Origin of the sequence: Chitinivorax sp. B (assembly GCF_005503445.1) — a bacterium.
In the GTDB taxonomy this organism is placed as follows: domain Bacteria; phylum Pseudomonadota; class Gammaproteobacteria; order Burkholderiales; family SCOH01; genus Chitinivorax.
Map to the genome: position 1 here is coordinate 1 of NZ_SCOH01000055.1, position 12,619 is coordinate 12,619.

The window sequence follows — 12,619 nt, forward strand, 5'->3', positions numbered from 1 at the left end:
CCATGACGGTTAGTTTGATTGCCCCGATTGCGATGGAGCAAGGATTGCGCTTCGCGATTCGTGAGGGTGGTCGTACCGTTGGTGCGGGTGTTGTTGCTAAGGTTATCGAGTAATCGATTTTTGAAGGTGGCGCGACCGAAATCGCGTCATTTGTTCTTTATCTGTTCTTTAGGAAAATTCATGCAAAGTCAACGTATCCGTATCCGTCTTAAGGCTTTTGATTACAATTTGATTGATCGTTCTGCGGCCGAGATTGTTGAAACGGCAAAGCGCACGGGTGCGGTGGTGAAAGGGCCGGTCCCTTTGCCGACACGTATTCAGCGCTTCGATATTCTGCGTTCTCCGCATGTCAACAAAACATCTCGTGATCAATTGGAGATTCGCACGCATTTGCGTTTGATGGATATTGTTGACCCGACTGACAAGACTGTTGATGCCCTGATGAAGCTTGACTTGCCAGCAGGGGTTGACGTGGAAATCAAGTTGCAGTAACTTGATTTTCTGTTAGAATAGCGGGCTCGCTGTTGCGAGCCCGTTTTTATTTTTTGCCGATCAATCGCAATCGGCCCTTTCGTAAAAGGAAATAATCATGAGTTTAGGTCTTGTAGGTCGCAAGATTGGCATGACCCGCATCTTTGCTGAGGATGGTGCCTCCATTCCAGTTACGGTGCTGGATATGTCCAATAATCGCGTAGCTCAAGTCAAAACCGATGAGACTGATGGTTATGCTGGCGTTCAAGTTGCCTTCGGTCTCCGCAAGGCAAGTCGCGTCAATAAGGCTGAAGCAGGACATTTTGCAAAAGCTGGTATCGAGGCTGGTCGTGGTTTGCACGAGTTCCGCCTAACCGCCGAGCAATTGACTTCATTGCAGCCAGGTTCCATCTTGTCGGTTGAAGTCTTTTCTGCGGGTCAGTTGGTCGATGTAACTGGTACTTCGCAGGGTAAAGGGTTTTCTGGTGTAATTAAGCGCCACAACTTTAGTTCTAATCGTGCGTCGCATGGTAACTCGGTTTCGCATAATAAGCCGGGCTCCATTGGTCAAGCTCAAGACCCGGGTCGTGTGTTTCCCGGCAAGCGCATGGCAGGTCAGTACGGTAACGTCAAGAGCACAGTTCAGTGTCTTGAGGTTGTGCGTGTCGATGTTGAGCGTCAGTTGCTTTTGGTTAAAGGGGCCGTTCCCGGTGCCAAGGGTGGCGACGTCGTCGTTCGTCCGAGCGTAAAGGCAGGTGCTTAAATGGAACTGAAAGTAATTAATGAGCAAGGTCAAGCTTCGTCGACCTTGTCAGTATCTGATGCGCTGTTTGGGCGTGACTATAATGAAGCGCTTATTCATCAGGTGGTGGTTGCCTATCAGGCCAATGCCCGCAGTGCGAATCGTGCTCAAAAAGGTCGTAGCGAGGTTGCTAAGTCTACTCGTAAGCCTTGGCGTCAAAAAGGTACGGGTCGTGCTCGTGCTGGTATGGCATCGAGTCCATTGTGGCGTGGTGGTGGTCGAATTTTCCCGAATTCTCCAGAGGAGAATTTTAGCCATAAAGTAAATCGTAAGATGTACCGTGCTGGTGTGGCGGCAATCTACTCGCAGCTGGTTCGTGAAGGGCGTCTGCAGGTGGTGGATAGCTTTATGGTTGACTCCCCGAAGACTAAGCAGTTTGCAGCAAAGCTAAAGTCCATGGGGTTGGATCACGTCATGATTATTGCTGATGCTGTCGATGAGAATCTGTATCTGTCCTCGCGTAATTTGCCCCATGTTTATGTGGTGGAGCCATCGCAGGTAGATCCTGTGAGCTTGGTTCACTTCCGGAACGTAGTGGTTACGCGTGGTGCCGTTAAGCAAATCGAGGAGATGTACGCATGAGCGCGGTTAATCAAGAACGCCTTTATCAGGTGATCCTGGCTCCGATCATCTCTGAGAAAAGCACTTTCGTCGCGGATAAGAACGAGCAGGTTGTTTTTAAGGTTGCGATTGATGCAACTAAGCCCGAGATTCGCGCGGCAGTAGAAACGTTATTCAAGGTGCAAGTCGAAAGCGTGCAAGTCCTAAATATTAAGGGCAAGCAAAAGCGATTTGGCCGCACTGTTGGCCGACGTAAAGACTGGAAAAAAGCATATGTTTGCTTGAAGCCAGGTCAGCAAATTGAATTTGCATCGGCGGAATAAGGAGAAGGTCATGGCATTGATCAAAGTTAAACCGACGTCTCCTGGTCGTCGTGCGGTAATCAAAGTTGTTACGTCTAATCTGCATAAGGGTGCGCCATATGCACCATTACTTGAAAAGCAGCATAGCAAGGCTGGTCGTAATAACAATGGTCATGTAACAATGCGTCACCAAGGTGGTGGCCATAAACATCACTATCGTGTGATTGATTTTCGCCGGAATAAAGACGGTGTAGTCGCAAAGGTTGAACGCATTGAGTACGATCCCAATCGTACTGCACATATTGCATTGTTGTGTTATGCAGATGGTGAGCGACGTTATATCGTCGCGCCGAAGGGTGTTAATGTTGGGGCGCAGCTTGTAAGTGGTTCTGAGGCGCCAATTAAGGCTGGCAATGCGTTGCCGTTGCGTAATATCCCAGTTGGTACAACTGTGCATTGTGTTGAGATGATGCCTGGTAAGGGAGCTCAGCTGGCCCGTTCCGCCGGTACATCTGTGCAGCTATTGGCCCGTGAGGGAAGCTATGCGCAGCTTCGTCTTCGTTCTGGCGAGATTCGCAAGGTTCATGTTGATTGTCGTGCTACTGTTGGTGAAGTGGGTCACGAAGAGCATAGTCTCCGTAAGATTGGTAAGGCCGGTGCAAATCGTTGGCGCGGCATTCGTCCGACTGTACGTGGGGTTGCAATGAACCCAATCGATCACCCGCATGGTGGTGGTGAAGGGCGTACCGGTGAGGCTCGTGTTCCTGTTAGTCCGTGGGGTACTCCTGCTAAGGGATATCGTACACGTAGCAACAAGCGTACGAACAATATGATTGTTCGTCGTCGCTATTCGAATAAAGGATAATTGAGCCATGGCACGTTCCATTAAGAAAGGTCCTTTCGTAGACCATCACCTGCTGAAGAAGGCTGAAGCTGCTCTTGCTAGCAATGATAAGCGTCCGATCAAAACTTGGTCGCGCCGCTCTACCGTTTTGCCTGATTTTGTTGGTTTGACGATTGCTGTACACAATGGTCGTCAGCATGTTCCTGTGTATATCAACGAGAACATGGTTGGCCACAAGCTGGGTGAGTTTTCGCTGACACGTACCTTTAAAGGACATGCAGCTGACAAGAAAGCTAAGAGATAAGGTGGCGAAATGAGAGTTTCTGCTGTTTTGAAAAATGCTCGACTGTCCGCACAAAAAGCTCGCTTGGTGGCTGATCTGGTTCGCGGGCAATCGGTTGAGCAGGCGTTGAATGTATTGGCTTTTACCCCCAAAAAAGGTGCGCGTATTATCCGTGCTGTTTTGGAGTCCGCAATTGCCAATGCTGAGCACAATGAGGGTGCAGACATAGATGCGTTAAAAGTTGCAACGATCTATGTTGATAAAGGACCTAGTCTCAAGCGCTTTACTGCGCGTGCAAAAGGTCGTGGTAACCGTATTGAGAAGCAGACGTGTCACATCACGCTGACTGTCGGCGATTAAGGAAGAGACAATGGGTCAGAAAATTCATCCGACGGGTTTCCGTCTGGCTGTGCTGAAAAACTGGTCTTCCAAGTGGTACGCGAATAATTTAAATTTCGCGAACATGTTGAATGAAGATATTAAAGTTCGTCAGTTCCTGAAGTCCAAGCTCGGTCATGCTGCTGTTGGCAAGATTATCATTGAGCGTCCGGCTAAAAATGCTCGAATTACCATTCATAGTGCTCGTCCTGGTGTGGTAATTGGGAAGAAGGGCGAAGATATTGAGTTGCTGAAAGGTCAGTTGCAAAAGATGATGGGTGTGCCTGTGCACATCAACATCGAAGAAATTCGGAAGCCTGAACTGGATGCGCAGTTGATTGCCGATAGCATTGCTTCTCAATTGGAAAAGCGCGTTATGTTCCGACGCGCAATGAAGCGGGCTATGCAGAATGCAATGCGCCTGGGAGCTCAAGGCATTAAGATTATGAGCTCGGGTCGCTTGAATGGAATTGAAATTGCACGTAGTGAATGGTATCGCGAAGGTCGTGTTCCACTTCATACGCTTCGTGCTGATATCGATTATGCTACCTCTGAAGCAAAAACCACATATGGAATTATTGGTATCAAAGTGTGGGTGTATAAAGGTGAGCATGCAGGTCGCGGTGAGCAGCCCACCCCTCAGCCGGTAGAGGTCGAGAAGAAGGGTAGAAAGTCTGGAGGCAGAAATGCTGCAGCCTAATCGTACAAAATATCGTAAAGTTCAAAAAGGTCGTAATACTGGTATTGCGACTCGTGGAACCAAGGTTGATTTTGGTGAGTATGGCCTTAAGGCAGTTGGCCGTGGCCGTTTAACCGCTCGTCAAATTGAAGCTGCACGACGTGCAATGACGCGCCACATTAAGCGTGGTGGTCGGATCTGGATTCGAGTTTTCCCGGATAAGCCGATTACAAGTAAGCCTGCAGAAGTGCGGATGGGTAATGGTAAGGGTTCACCTGAATACTGGGTGGCTGAAATTCAGCCTGGTAAAGTTTTGTACGAAATGGACGGTGTTAGTGTTGAGTTGGCTCGTGAGGCTTTCCGTCTTGCTGCGGCCAAGCTGCCGTTCGCTACAGTATTCGTACAGCGTCAAGTGGGGCAGTGATGAAAGCGAAAGATCTCCGTTCCAAGTCTGTCGATGAGTTGCAGCAAGAGCTGTTGTCTCTGTTGAAGGCTCAATTCAGTCTGCGTATGCAGCTCGCAACTCAGCAACTTGCTAAGACAAGTGAGTTGCGCCAGGTGCGTCGCGACATTGCACGTATTCGTACACTCCTTGCTGAGAAAAAGGCTGCCTGATCATGAGCGAAAAGATTGTTCGCACGCTGACTGGTCGCGTTGTGAGTAACAAAATGGATAAGACCGTTACTGTACTCGTGGAGCGTCAAGTAAAGCACCCGCTGTATGGTAAAGTAATTCGTCGTTCCAAAAAGTATCACGCGCACGATGAAAATAACGAATTTCGCGAAGGCGATCTCGTTACAATTACTGAGTCCCGCCCATTGTCTAAAACAAAGAACTGGGTTGTGACAAAGTTAATTGAGAAAGCTCGCTTGGCCTGATTGGTCAAAGTGATAAGGGCCTTGTGTTAATTATACAAGGCCCTTATAATCTTGCACTTTTCGAGTTGCCTTAGAGCGTCCTTCCCCGAACGGGGCCCAAAACTGAACCGTTTTGGTTCTCTCCACTGCTGGGTGGAAGACGGTTTAAGTTGGAGATAAAAAATGATTCAAATGCAGTCCATTTTGGAAGTGGCTGATAATACCGGTGCGCGTTCTGTTATGTGCATCAAGGTGTTAGGTGGTTCCAAGCGCCGCTATGCAAGTGTTGGTGACATTATCAAGGTGAGCATAAAAGATGCCGCTCCTCGTGGTCGTGTAAAAAAAGGCGATGTTTATAATGCCGTGGTGGTACGTACCGCTAAGGGTGTACGTCGTCCTGATGGTTCGTTGATCAAGTTTGATGGTAATGCAGCGGTTTTGTTGAACAACAAACTTGAACCGATTGGTACCCGCATCTTTGGGCCGGTTACCCGTGAATTGCGTACCGAGCGTTTTATGAAGATCGTTTCATTAGCGCCGGAAGTTCTGTAAGGAGTGATGATGCGTAAGATTCGTAAAGGTGACGAGGTCATCGTCCTGGCAGGTAAAGACAAGGGTAGACGTGGCGCAGTTCTGCATGTTTTAGCAGATGGGCATGTGGTAGTTGAAGGTGTGAACCTAGTGAAGAAGCACCAGAAACCGAATCCTGTTAAAGGCCTGACTGGTGGAATTGTTGAAATGTCAAAGCCAGTTGATGTGTCAAATGTTGCGGTTTTCAATCCGGCTACTCAAAAAGCGGACCGTGTAGGATTCCGTATCCTGGATGATGGCCGCAAGGTTCGTTTCTTCAAGTCGAACGGCGAACTGTTGGACGCCTAAGGGGTAATCATGGCTCGTTTGCGAGAGTTTTATACGAATACAGTAGTGCCAGACCTGCAGAAGCAGTTTGGTTATAAGTCGATTATGGAAGTGCCTCGAATTGAGAAAATAACGCTGAATATGGGTGTTGGCGAGGCTGTTGCAGATAAGAAAGTAATGGAATTTGCTGTTGGCGACATGCAGAAGATTGCAGGTCAAAAGCCGGTGGTGACATTGTCCAAAAAATCAATCGCTGGTTTTAAGATTCGTGATAATTATCCGGTCGGTTGTAAGGTGACTTTGCGTCGCGATCGTATGTACGAATTTTTAGACCGATTGGTTACGATTGCAATGCCGCGTATTCGGGATTTTCGAGGTGTATCTGGCCGCTCTTTTGATGGGCGTGGTAACTACAATATCGGTGTTCGTGAGCAGATCATTTTCCCGGAAATTGAGTACGATAAGATTGATGCATTGCGTGGTATGAATATTACGGTTACCACAACTGCAAAGACTGATGAAGAAGCGCGCGCTTTGCTTGCCGCGTTTAAATTCCCTTTCAAGAACTGAGGGTGACATGGCAAAGGTTTGCATGATTAATCGCGAGCAAAAGCGCCGCGAAACGGTTGCGAAATTCGCAGAAAAACGTAGAAAACTGCTTGATGTTATCAGTGATGCCAATTTAACTGATGAAGAGCGATTCGCTGCTCGCTTGTTGTTGCAGAAGATGCCTCGCAATGCTAGCCCGGTTCGCCTGCGTAATCGTTGTGCAATAACGGGTCGCGCTCGTGGCACGTTCCGTAAATTTGGCTTGGGTCGCACCAAGATTCGTGAAATTGCGATGCGCGGTGAAATTCCGGGTGTTGTGAAGGCAAGCTGGTAATAGGGGAAGATCAAGATGAGTATGCATGATCCTATCGCCGACATGCTGACCCGCATTCGTAACGCACAGCGTTCTGCGAAGGCTGTTGTTAGTATGCCGTCCTCCAAGTTGAAAGTGGCAATTGCCAAAGTCTTGCAGGATGAGGGCTATGTCGATGCGTTTTCGGTGACTGATTTGGGTGCTGGTAAAGCATCTCTTGAAATTGGACTGAAGTATTACGAAGGACGTCCTGTAATTGATCGAATTGAGCGCGTTAGCCGCCCTGGGTTACGTGTTTACAAAGGGGTTGAGGACATTCCTTTGGTAATGAATGGTTTGGGTGTGGCAATCGTTTCCACATCTAAGGGTGTAATGACGGATCGTAAAGCGCGTGCTGCTGGTATTGGCGGTGAGTTGCTTTGCGTAGTGGCGTAATGAGGTAAATTATGTCTCGCGTAGCTAAGAATCCAATCGTTGTGCCCTCAAATGTTGAAGTCACAATCGAAGATGGACAGATTGCTGTAAAAGGCCCCTTGGGTGTGTTGACAAGGCCATTAACTGCTGATGTTTCAGTCGTCGTTGAAAATGGTGCTATTAAGTGTGCCGCTGCAAACGAAGCAAAACATGCTCGTGCGATGTCTGGTACGATGCGTGCCCTGTTGGCCAACATGGTCAAGGGTGTGTCTACAGGTTTTGAACGTAAGCTTACCTTGGTTGGTGTGGGTTATCGTGCCCAAGCTCAAGGTGATGTTTTAAATCTGACATTGGGCTTTTCCCATCCTGTTGCGCATCAGATGCCAGCTGGCGTTAAAGTCGAGACGCCTTCGCAGACTGAGATCTTAATTAAAGGCGTTGATAAGCAACAAGTTGGTCAGGTTGCAGCTGAAGTCCGTGCATATCGCTCGCCGGAACCCTATAAGGGTAAAGGCGTTCGCTACGCGGACGAAGTTGTGGTGCTGAAAGAAACCAAGAAGAAATAATTGAGGCTTTACCATGGATAAGAAACAGACTCGCTTGCGCAGGGCACGTAAAACTCGTGCACGTATTGCAGCGCTGGGCATGGTTCGTTTGTGCATTTTGCGTACAAACCAGCACATCTATGCTCAGATTATTGATGAGACCGGCGGTAAAGTCCTCGCAAGCGCTTCGACGCTTGAGGCTGAAGTGCGCAAAGATATCGCGAACGGTGGCAACGCGGCTGCCGCTACAGTGGTTGGCAAGCGTATCGCCGAAAAAGCAAAAGCGGCAGGTATCGAATCAGTTGCGTTTGACCGTTCCGGATTCAAGTATCACGGCCGTGTTAAGGCATTGGCTGACGCCGCCCGTGAAAACGGCTTGGCATTCTAATTAGAGGTTCAAATGGCTAAGAACGATTTGGAAGAACGCTCTGACGGCCTTCGCGAGAAAATGGTCACGGTAAATCGTGTGACTAAGGTCGTGAAGGGTGGCCGTATCATGGGTTTTGCTGCGTTAACAGTAGTTGGCGATGGCAATGGTGGTATTGGTATGGGTAAGGGTAAGGCAAAAGAGGTTCCTGTTGCTGTTCAAAAGGCGATGGATGAAGCTCGTCGTAAGTTGTTCAAAGTACCCTTGAGAAATGGTACTTTGCATCATACGGTTGTTGGTAAGCATGGGGCTACAACCGTGTTTATGCAGCCTGCTCCTGAAGGTACTGGTATTATTGCTGGCGGCCCGATGCGTGCTGTTTTTGAAGTGATGGGAATTCATAACATCACCGCGAAGTGTCACGGTTCGACTAATCCCTATAATGTTGTTCGCGCGACATTGGACGGTTTGGCGAATATTCGCACCGTTGAGCAAATTGCCGCAAAGCGTGGTTTGAGCGTTGCGCAAGTTCTGGGTGAGGTGACAAATGGCTAATGCTGGCAAAATCAAGGTTACCTTGGTCAAGAGCCTGATTGGTCGCCTGGAGTCTCATAAGGCATGTGCCCGTGGTCTGGGTTTAAAGAAACTCAACCAATCGGTAGAAGTGATTGATACTCCGGAAAACCGTGGCATGATCAACAAGATCAGCTATTTGTTGAAGTGCGAGGGTTAAATGCAGCTGAATACGATTGCACCCGCGTCTGGTGCTAAGCATGCGAAACGCCGTGTTGGCCGTGGTATTGGCAGCGGTTTGGGTAAAACTTGTGGCCGCGGTCACAAAGGGCAGAAGTCTAGAAGTGGTGGCTTTCATAAAGTCGGCTTCGAAGGTGGTCAGATGCCACTGCAGCGTCGTTTGCCTAAGCGTGGTTTTGTTTCCTTGAATAAAGGATTGAACCATGAAGTTACATTGGGCGAATTGGCAAAGTTGCCGGTTGATGATATTGATCCGATGGTGCTTTTGCAGGCTGGTTTGGTTTCTGCGAATGCACGCACTGTTAAAGTCATATTATCGGGAAAAATCGAGCGAGCTATCAAAGTACGTGGTCTGCTGGTTTCTGCAGGTGCGCGTTCCGTAATTGAAGCTGCTGGTGGTTCGATCGCTGAATAAATTTAAGGCTACGCTGTGTCTAATTCGATTCAAAGTTCGGTAGACAAGTTTGGCGATCTCAAGAAGCGCCTCTGGTTTTTGCTAGGGGCGCTTATTGTGTATCGTATTGGTGCTCATATCCCTGTTCCTGGGATCGATCCTGATGCGCTGGCAAAGTTGTTTAGCTCTTCACAGACGGGCCTGTTGGACATGTTTAACATGTTTTCCGGTGGTGCCCTGAGTCGTTTTACGGTATTTGCAATTGGCATCATGCCGTATATTTCGGCATCGATTATTATTCAATTAGCATCGGAGATTCTTCCTCAGCTTAAACAGTTGAAGAAAGAAGGCGAAGCTGGCAGGCGTAAGATTACAAAATTTACGCGTTACGGGACGGTGCTGCTAGCTACATTCCAAAGTTTTGGTATTGCGGTGATGTTGTATCGGCAACCAGGTTTGGTATTGACCGGTCAAGTGGAATTTTACTTTACCACCGTCATTACTTTAGTTACTGGCACGATGTTTTTGATGTGGTTGGGCGAGCAAATCACGGAACGTGGTATCGGGAATGGAATATCGCTGATTATTTGTGCTGGTATCGCAGCTGGTGTGCCATCTGCCATTGGCAAGACACTTGCTCTGGCAAATCAGGGGTCGCTTTCAATTCCGTTTGTATTGTTCTTGTTCATTGGGGTGGCATTGATTACCGCGTTGGTTGTTTTTGTTGAACGTGGACAACGTAAAATTTTGGTGAATTACGCAAAGCGTCAGGTTGGAAATCGTGTCATGCAAGGGCAAAGTACTCATTTGCCACTTAAGTTGAATATGGCAGGTGTAATTCCGCCCATCTTTGCCTCAAGTATTATCCTTTTCCCAGCTACAATTGCCGGATGGTTTGGGAATAGCGAGCATTTGAGATGGTTGAAAGATATTGGTGATGCTTTGCACCCAGGTCAGCCAATATATGTTCTTCTCTATGCTGCTGCTATCGTCTTTTTTTGCTTCTTCTATACAGCTTTGGTTTTCAATCCAAAGGAAACTGCTGATAATTTGAAGAAGAGTGGTGCATTTGTTCCGGGGATTCGTCCTGGAGAGCAGACCTCACGTTATATTGAACGTATCATTTTGCGTCTAACGTTATTTGGTGCAATCTATATTACGCTAGTGTGTCTAATTCCTGAGTTCTTGATCGTCAAGTGGAATGTTCCATTCTATTTTGGCGGGACATCGTTGCTGATTATTGTAGTCGTAACGATGGACTTTATGGCGCAGGTGCAATCGTATATTTTGTCCCAACAGTACGAAAGCCTGCTGAAGAAGTCTAATTTCAAGGGCGGTTTGACCGCTCGCTGATTACAGAACCAAAATCGCGAGATGGCGAAAGAAGATACGATTCAAATGCAGGGTGAGATTTTGGAAACCCTGCCGAACGCGACATTCAGGGTTAAGCTTGAGAATGGCCATGTTGTGCTTGGCCATATTTCTGGGAAGATGCGGATGCACTATATTCGTATCCTTCCAGGTGATAAAGTGACGGTGGAGCTGACCCCCTATGATTTGTCGCGTGCACGCATTGTATTCCGAGCAAAGTAGGGCGGAATGCTGGCTTAGTTCTTTAGTAGGAAAGGAACCAAAATGAAGGTACAACCTTCGGTAAAACGGATCTGCCGTAACTGCAAGATGATCCGCCGGAACGGTGTGTTGCGTGTAATTTGCACGGATCCCCGTCATAAGCAACGCCAGGGCTGATTGACTCAGTCAATTGCTGGCGATACAATCGTCAACTTTTTGATATTGGGGTATTTTCATGGCCCGTATTGCCGGGGTTAACATCCCGAACCACCAACATGCGGAAATCGCTTTGACCGCTATTTATGGCATTGGTCGTACTCGTGCTCAAATCATCTGCGACGCAGCTGGTATTGCACGTAATGCCAAGATGAAGGATCTCAACGATGCTGACATGGATAAGTTGCGTGATGAAGTTGGCAAATTCACTGTAGAAGGTGATCTTCGCCGCGAAGTTACGATGAATATCAAGCGTCTGATGGACCTCGGTTGCTATCGTGGTTTGCGTCACCGTCGCGGACTGCCCGCACGTGGACAGCGTACCCGTACTAATGCGCGTACTCGTAAGGGTCCTCGCAAGGCAATTGCAGGTAAGAAGTAATATCAGGTTGTACACACATTAAGGAATAAGTAATGGCTAAAGCATCTACTGCCCGTGTGCGTAAGAAGGTGAAGAAGAGCGTGAGCGAGGGCATTGTCCACGTACATGCTTCCTTCAATAACACCATCGTTACAATCACGGACCGTCAAGGCAACGCCCTGAGCTGGGCGACCTCTGGCGGTGCTGGTTTTAAGGGTTCTCGTAAGTCGACCCCGTTTGCTGCTCAAGTTGCAGCGGAAGCTGCTGGTAAAGTAGCCCAAGAGTACGGTGTCAAAAATCTTGAAGTGAGAATCAAGGGACCAGGGCCTGGTCGTGAATCTGCAGTTCGTGCTTTGAACGCACTGGGTTTCAAGATCACCAGCATTTCCGACGTTACGCCGGTTCCGCATAATGGCTGCCGTCCTCCTAAAAAGCGTCGTATTTAATATTGGAGAAGAATTGTGGCTCGTTATATCGGACCGAAATGTAAACTGTCTCGCCGCGAAGGCACAGATCTGTTCCTGAAGAGTGCTCGTCGCGCTCTGGATACGAAGTGCAAGTTGGATTCTGCACCTGGCCAACATGGACAGAAAACACCACGCTTATCGGACTTTGGTCTGCAGTTGCGTGAGAAACAAAAGATCCGCCGTATTTATGGCGTATTGGAGCGCCAGTTCCGTAATTATTTCGCTGAAGCAGAGCGCCGTAAGGGTTCAACTGGTGAAAATCTGTTGAAGTTGCTTGAAAGTCGCTTGGATAATGTCGTGTACCGCATGGGTTATGGTTCTACCCGCGCAGAAGCACGTCAGCTGGTCAGCCATAAGTCGATTACCGTAAACGGCAACGCTGTGAACATCCCTTCTTATCAAGTTAAGTCGGGTGACGTTGTTGCCGTTCGCGAAAAATCCAAAAAGCAAGTACGTATCGTTGAAGCACTTGCATTGGCAGAGCAAATCGGCTTCCCGTCATGGGTTCAGGTTGATTCGAAGAAAATGGAAGGCGTGTTCAAATCAGTACCAGAGCGTGCTGATCTCGCCGGCGACATCAACGAGCAACTCGTTGTTGAATTCTACTCGAAGTAACCTGTAACCAGACAAGGA

General features: G+C 48.2%; 28 protein-coding genes. All 28 read left to right on the plus strand.

The features are described from left to right. The coding region (locus FFS57_RS21995) for an EF-Tu C-terminal domain-related protein (RefSeq protein WP_137939987.1) at nt 1-113 on the plus strand (113 nt) is incomplete at its 5' end. A gap of 67 nt (nt 114-180) precedes the next feature. Beyond that, nucleotides 181-492 carry a 30S ribosomal protein S10 gene (gene rpsJ / locus FFS57_RS22000; protein ID WP_137939988.1) on the plus strand — a complete coding sequence of 104 codons (312 nt, stop codon included), beginning with the start codon at nt 181-183 and terminating at the stop codon, nt 490-492. A gap of 97 nt (nt 493-589) precedes the next feature. After that, nucleotides 590-1,234 carry a 50S ribosomal protein L3 gene (gene rplC, locus FFS57_RS22005; protein WP_137939989.1) on the plus strand — a complete coding sequence of 215 codons (645 nt, stop codon included), beginning with the start codon at nt 590-592 and terminating at the stop codon, nt 1,232-1,234. After that, on the plus strand, nt 1,235-1,855 hold the full coding sequence (gene rplD, locus FFS57_RS22010) for a 50S ribosomal protein L4 (RefSeq protein ID WP_137939990.1): 621 nt from the start codon (nt 1,235-1,237) through the stop codon (nt 1,853-1,855). Next, nucleotides 1,852-2,157 carry a 50S ribosomal protein L23 gene (gene rplW / locus FFS57_RS22015; protein ID WP_137939991.1) on the plus strand — a complete coding sequence of 102 codons (306 nt, stop codon included), beginning with the start codon at nt 1,852-1,854 and terminating at the stop codon, nt 2,155-2,157. Before rplD ends, rplW begins: the two co-directional genes overlap by 4 nt. 10 nt (nt 2,158-2,167) lie before the next feature. Further along, nucleotides 2,168-3,001: a 50S ribosomal protein L2 gene (gene rplB, locus FFS57_RS22020; RefSeq protein WP_137939992.1), complete on the plus strand. Its 834-nt coding sequence runs from the start codon at nt 2,168-2,170 to the stop codon at nt 2,999-3,001. A 7-nt stretch (nt 3,002-3,008) separates the two neighbouring features. Further along, nucleotides 3,009-3,284 (plus strand): 30S ribosomal protein S19, encoded by a 276-nt coding sequence (gene rpsS, locus FFS57_RS22025; RefSeq protein WP_137939993.1) that lies wholly within the window; start codon nt 3,009-3,011, stop codon nt 3,282-3,284. A gap of 9 nt (nt 3,285-3,293) precedes the next feature. Continuing rightward, the gene (gene rplV, locus FFS57_RS22030; RefSeq protein ID WP_137939994.1) at nt 3,294-3,623 is read left to right on the plus strand and encodes a 50S ribosomal protein L22; all 330 of its coding nucleotides are present in this window, start codon (nt 3,294-3,296) and stop codon (nt 3,621-3,623) included. 10 nt (nt 3,624-3,633) lie between these two features. Continuing rightward, complete coding sequence (gene rpsC, locus FFS57_RS22035) at nt 3,634-4,341, plus strand: 30S ribosomal protein S3 (RefSeq protein WP_137939995.1); 708 nt, start codon at nt 3,634-3,636, stop codon at nt 4,339-4,341. Next, complete coding sequence (gene rplP, locus FFS57_RS22040) at nt 4,328-4,744, plus strand: 50S ribosomal protein L16 (protein WP_137939996.1); 417 nt, start codon at nt 4,328-4,330, stop codon at nt 4,742-4,744. Before rpsC ends, rplP begins: the two co-directional genes overlap by 14 nt. Further along, nucleotides 4,744-4,935, plus strand: a complete 192-nt coding sequence (rpmC, locus tag FFS57_RS22045; protein WP_137939997.1) for a 50S ribosomal protein L29 — start codon at nt 4,744-4,746, stop codon at nt 4,933-4,935. The genes rplP and rpmC overlap by 1 nt, the downstream gene beginning before the upstream one ends. 2 nt (nt 4,936-4,937) lie before the next feature. Further along, a complete protein-coding gene (rpsQ, locus tag FFS57_RS22050; RefSeq protein WP_137939998.1) occupies nt 4,938-5,198 on the plus strand; it encodes a 30S ribosomal protein S17 in 261 nt (86 codons plus the stop codon). 162 nt (nt 5,199-5,360) lie between these two features. Continuing rightward, on the plus strand, nt 5,361-5,729 hold the full coding sequence (gene rplN / locus FFS57_RS22055; RefSeq protein WP_137939999.1) for a 50S ribosomal protein L14: 369 nt from the start codon (nt 5,361-5,363) through the stop codon (nt 5,727-5,729). Between the two features lie 9 nt (nt 5,730-5,738). After that, a complete protein-coding gene (gene rplX / locus FFS57_RS22060; protein ID WP_137940000.1) occupies nt 5,739-6,056 on the plus strand; it encodes a 50S ribosomal protein L24 in 318 nt (105 codons plus the stop codon). Between the two features lie 9 nt (nt 6,057-6,065). Next, nucleotides 6,066-6,605, plus strand: a complete 540-nt coding sequence (gene rplE / locus FFS57_RS22065) for a 50S ribosomal protein L5 (protein ID WP_137940001.1) — start codon at nt 6,066-6,068, stop codon at nt 6,603-6,605. Nucleotides 6,606-6,612: 7 nt separating this feature from the next. After that, nucleotides 6,613-6,918, plus strand: a complete 306-nt coding sequence (rpsN, locus tag FFS57_RS22070; RefSeq protein ID WP_137940002.1) for a 30S ribosomal protein S14 — start codon at nt 6,613-6,615, stop codon at nt 6,916-6,918. A 15-nt stretch (nt 6,919-6,933) separates the two neighbouring features. Continuing rightward, nucleotides 6,934-7,332, plus strand: coding sequence for a 30S ribosomal protein S8 (gene rpsH, locus FFS57_RS22075; protein ID WP_137940003.1), 399 nt, complete (start codon nt 6,934-6,936; stop codon nt 7,330-7,332). Between the two features lie 11 nt (nt 7,333-7,343). Further along, nucleotides 7,344-7,877, plus strand: coding sequence for a 50S ribosomal protein L6 (rplF, locus tag FFS57_RS22080; protein ID WP_137940004.1), 534 nt, complete (start codon nt 7,344-7,346; stop codon nt 7,875-7,877). Nucleotides 7,878-7,890: 13 nt separating this feature from the next. Then, nucleotides 7,891-8,244, plus strand: a complete 354-nt coding sequence (rplR, locus tag FFS57_RS22085; protein ID WP_137940005.1) for a 50S ribosomal protein L18 — start codon at nt 7,891-7,893, stop codon at nt 8,242-8,244. A gap of 12 nt (nt 8,245-8,256) precedes the next feature. Further along, on the plus strand, nt 8,257-8,778 hold the full coding sequence (gene rpsE / locus FFS57_RS22090; RefSeq protein WP_137940006.1) for a 30S ribosomal protein S5: 522 nt from the start codon (nt 8,257-8,259) through the stop codon (nt 8,776-8,778). After that, nucleotides 8,771-8,956, plus strand: coding sequence for a 50S ribosomal protein L30 (gene rpmD / locus FFS57_RS22095; protein ID WP_137940007.1), 186 nt, complete (start codon nt 8,771-8,773; stop codon nt 8,954-8,956). Before rpsE ends, rpmD begins: the two co-directional genes overlap by 8 nt. Next, nucleotides 8,957-9,391, plus strand: a complete 435-nt coding sequence (rplO, locus tag FFS57_RS22100; protein WP_137940008.1) for a 50S ribosomal protein L15 — start codon at nt 8,957-8,959, stop codon at nt 9,389-9,391. It abuts the gene before it with no gap. Nucleotides 9,392-9,406: 15 nt separating this feature from the next. Beyond that, nucleotides 9,407-10,723 (plus strand): preprotein translocase subunit SecY, encoded by a 1,317-nt coding sequence (gene secY / locus FFS57_RS22105; RefSeq protein WP_137940009.1) that lies wholly within the window; start codon nt 9,407-9,409, stop codon nt 10,721-10,723. 21 nt (nt 10,724-10,744) lie between these two features. Then, a complete protein-coding gene (gene infA, locus FFS57_RS22110; RefSeq protein ID WP_077296113.1) occupies nt 10,745-10,963 on the plus strand; it encodes a translation initiation factor IF-1 in 219 nt (72 codons plus the stop codon). 42 nt (nt 10,964-11,005) lie between these two features. Next, entirely contained in the window at nt 11,006-11,119 is a 114-nt protein-coding gene (gene rpmJ / locus FFS57_RS22115; protein WP_137940010.1) for a 50S ribosomal protein L36, read from the plus strand. Nucleotides 11,120-11,177: 58 nt separating this feature from the next. Beyond that, nucleotides 11,178-11,540 carry a 30S ribosomal protein S13 gene (gene rpsM / locus FFS57_RS22120; protein ID WP_137940011.1) on the plus strand — a complete coding sequence of 121 codons (363 nt, stop codon included), beginning with the start codon at nt 11,178-11,180 and terminating at the stop codon, nt 11,538-11,540. A 32-nt stretch (nt 11,541-11,572) separates the two neighbouring features. Then, on the plus strand, nt 11,573-11,965 hold the full coding sequence (gene rpsK, locus FFS57_RS22125) for a 30S ribosomal protein S11 (RefSeq protein WP_137940012.1): 393 nt from the start codon (nt 11,573-11,575) through the stop codon (nt 11,963-11,965). A gap of 15 nt (nt 11,966-11,980) precedes the next feature. Beyond that, nucleotides 11,981-12,601, plus strand: coding sequence for a 30S ribosomal protein S4 (rpsD, locus tag FFS57_RS22130; RefSeq protein WP_137940013.1), 621 nt, complete (start codon nt 11,981-11,983; stop codon nt 12,599-12,601). Nucleotides 12,602-12,619 lie beyond the last annotated feature (18 nt).

What these genes read in the sequence shown, in the direction of transcription:
- rpsQ (WP_137939998.1), top strand. Translation starts at nt 4,938, where the DNA reads ATGAGCGAAAAGATTGTTCGCACGCTGACTGGTCGCGTTGTGAGTAAC.
- rpsM (WP_137940011.1), top strand. Translation starts at nt 11,178, where the DNA reads ATGGCCCGTATTGCCGGGGTTAACATCCCGAACCACCAACATGCGGAA.
- rpsH (WP_137940003.1), top strand. Translation starts at nt 6,934, where the DNA reads ATGAGTATGCATGATCCTATCGCCGACATGCTGACCCGCATTCGTAAC.
- rplF (WP_137940004.1), top strand. Translation starts at nt 7,344, where the DNA reads ATGTCTCGCGTAGCTAAGAATCCAATCGTTGTGCCCTCAAATGTTGAA.
- rpmC (WP_137939997.1), top strand. Translation starts at nt 4,744, where the DNA reads ATGAAAGCGAAAGATCTCCGTTCCAAGTCTGTCGATGAGTTGCAGCAA.
- rpsE (WP_137940006.1), top strand. Translation starts at nt 8,257, where the DNA reads ATGGCTAAGAACGATTTGGAAGAACGCTCTGACGGCCTTCGCGAGAAA.
- rplW (WP_137939991.1), top strand. Translation starts at nt 1,852, where the DNA reads ATGAGCGCGGTTAATCAAGAACGCCTTTATCAGGTGATCCTGGCTCCG.
- rplR (WP_137940005.1), top strand. Translation starts at nt 7,891, where the DNA reads ATGGATAAGAAACAGACTCGCTTGCGCAGGGCACGTAAAACTCGTGCA.
- rpsN (WP_137940002.1), top strand. Translation starts at nt 6,613, where the DNA reads ATGGCAAAGGTTTGCATGATTAATCGCGAGCAAAAGCGCCGCGAAACG.
- rplO (WP_137940008.1), top strand. Translation starts at nt 8,957, where the DNA reads ATGCAGCTGAATACGATTGCACCCGCGTCTGGTGCTAAGCATGCGAAA.
- rplX (WP_137940000.1), top strand. Translation starts at nt 5,739, where the DNA reads ATGCGTAAGATTCGTAAAGGTGACGAGGTCATCGTCCTGGCAGGTAAA.
- rplE (WP_137940001.1), top strand. Translation starts at nt 6,066, where the DNA reads ATGGCTCGTTTGCGAGAGTTTTATACGAATACAGTAGTGCCAGACCTG.
- rplC (WP_137939989.1), top strand. Translation starts at nt 590, where the DNA reads ATGAGTTTAGGTCTTGTAGGTCGCAAGATTGGCATGACCCGCATCTTT.
- rpsK (WP_137940012.1), top strand. Translation starts at nt 11,573, where the DNA reads ATGGCTAAAGCATCTACTGCCCGTGTGCGTAAGAAGGTGAAGAAGAGC.
- rplV (WP_137939994.1), top strand. Translation starts at nt 3,294, where the DNA reads ATGAGAGTTTCTGCTGTTTTGAAAAATGCTCGACTGTCCGCACAAAAA.
- rplB (WP_137939992.1), top strand. Translation starts at nt 2,168, where the DNA reads ATGGCATTGATCAAAGTTAAACCGACGTCTCCTGGTCGTCGTGCGGTA.
- infA (WP_077296113.1), top strand. Translation starts at nt 10,745, where the DNA reads ATGGCGAAAGAAGATACGATTCAAATGCAGGGTGAGATTTTGGAAACC.
- rpsS (WP_137939993.1), top strand. Translation starts at nt 3,009, where the DNA reads ATGGCACGTTCCATTAAGAAAGGTCCTTTCGTAGACCATCACCTGCTG.
- rpsJ (WP_137939988.1), top strand. Translation starts at nt 181, where the DNA reads ATGCAAAGTCAACGTATCCGTATCCGTCTTAAGGCTTTTGATTACAAT.
- rplN (WP_137939999.1), top strand. Translation starts at nt 5,361, where the DNA reads ATGATTCAAATGCAGTCCATTTTGGAAGTGGCTGATAATACCGGTGCG.
- rplD (WP_137939990.1), top strand. Translation starts at nt 1,235, where the DNA reads ATGGAACTGAAAGTAATTAATGAGCAAGGTCAAGCTTCGTCGACCTTG.
- rpmD (WP_137940007.1), top strand. Translation starts at nt 8,771, where the DNA reads ATGGCTAATGCTGGCAAAATCAAGGTTACCTTGGTCAAGAGCCTGATT.
- rplP (WP_137939996.1), top strand. Translation starts at nt 4,328, where the DNA reads ATGCTGCAGCCTAATCGTACAAAATATCGTAAAGTTCAAAAAGGTCGT.
- rpmJ (WP_137940010.1), top strand. Translation starts at nt 11,006, where the DNA reads ATGAAGGTACAACCTTCGGTAAAACGGATCTGCCGTAACTGCAAGATG.
- rpsC (WP_137939995.1), top strand. Translation starts at nt 3,634, where the DNA reads ATGGGTCAGAAAATTCATCCGACGGGTTTCCGTCTGGCTGTGCTGAAA.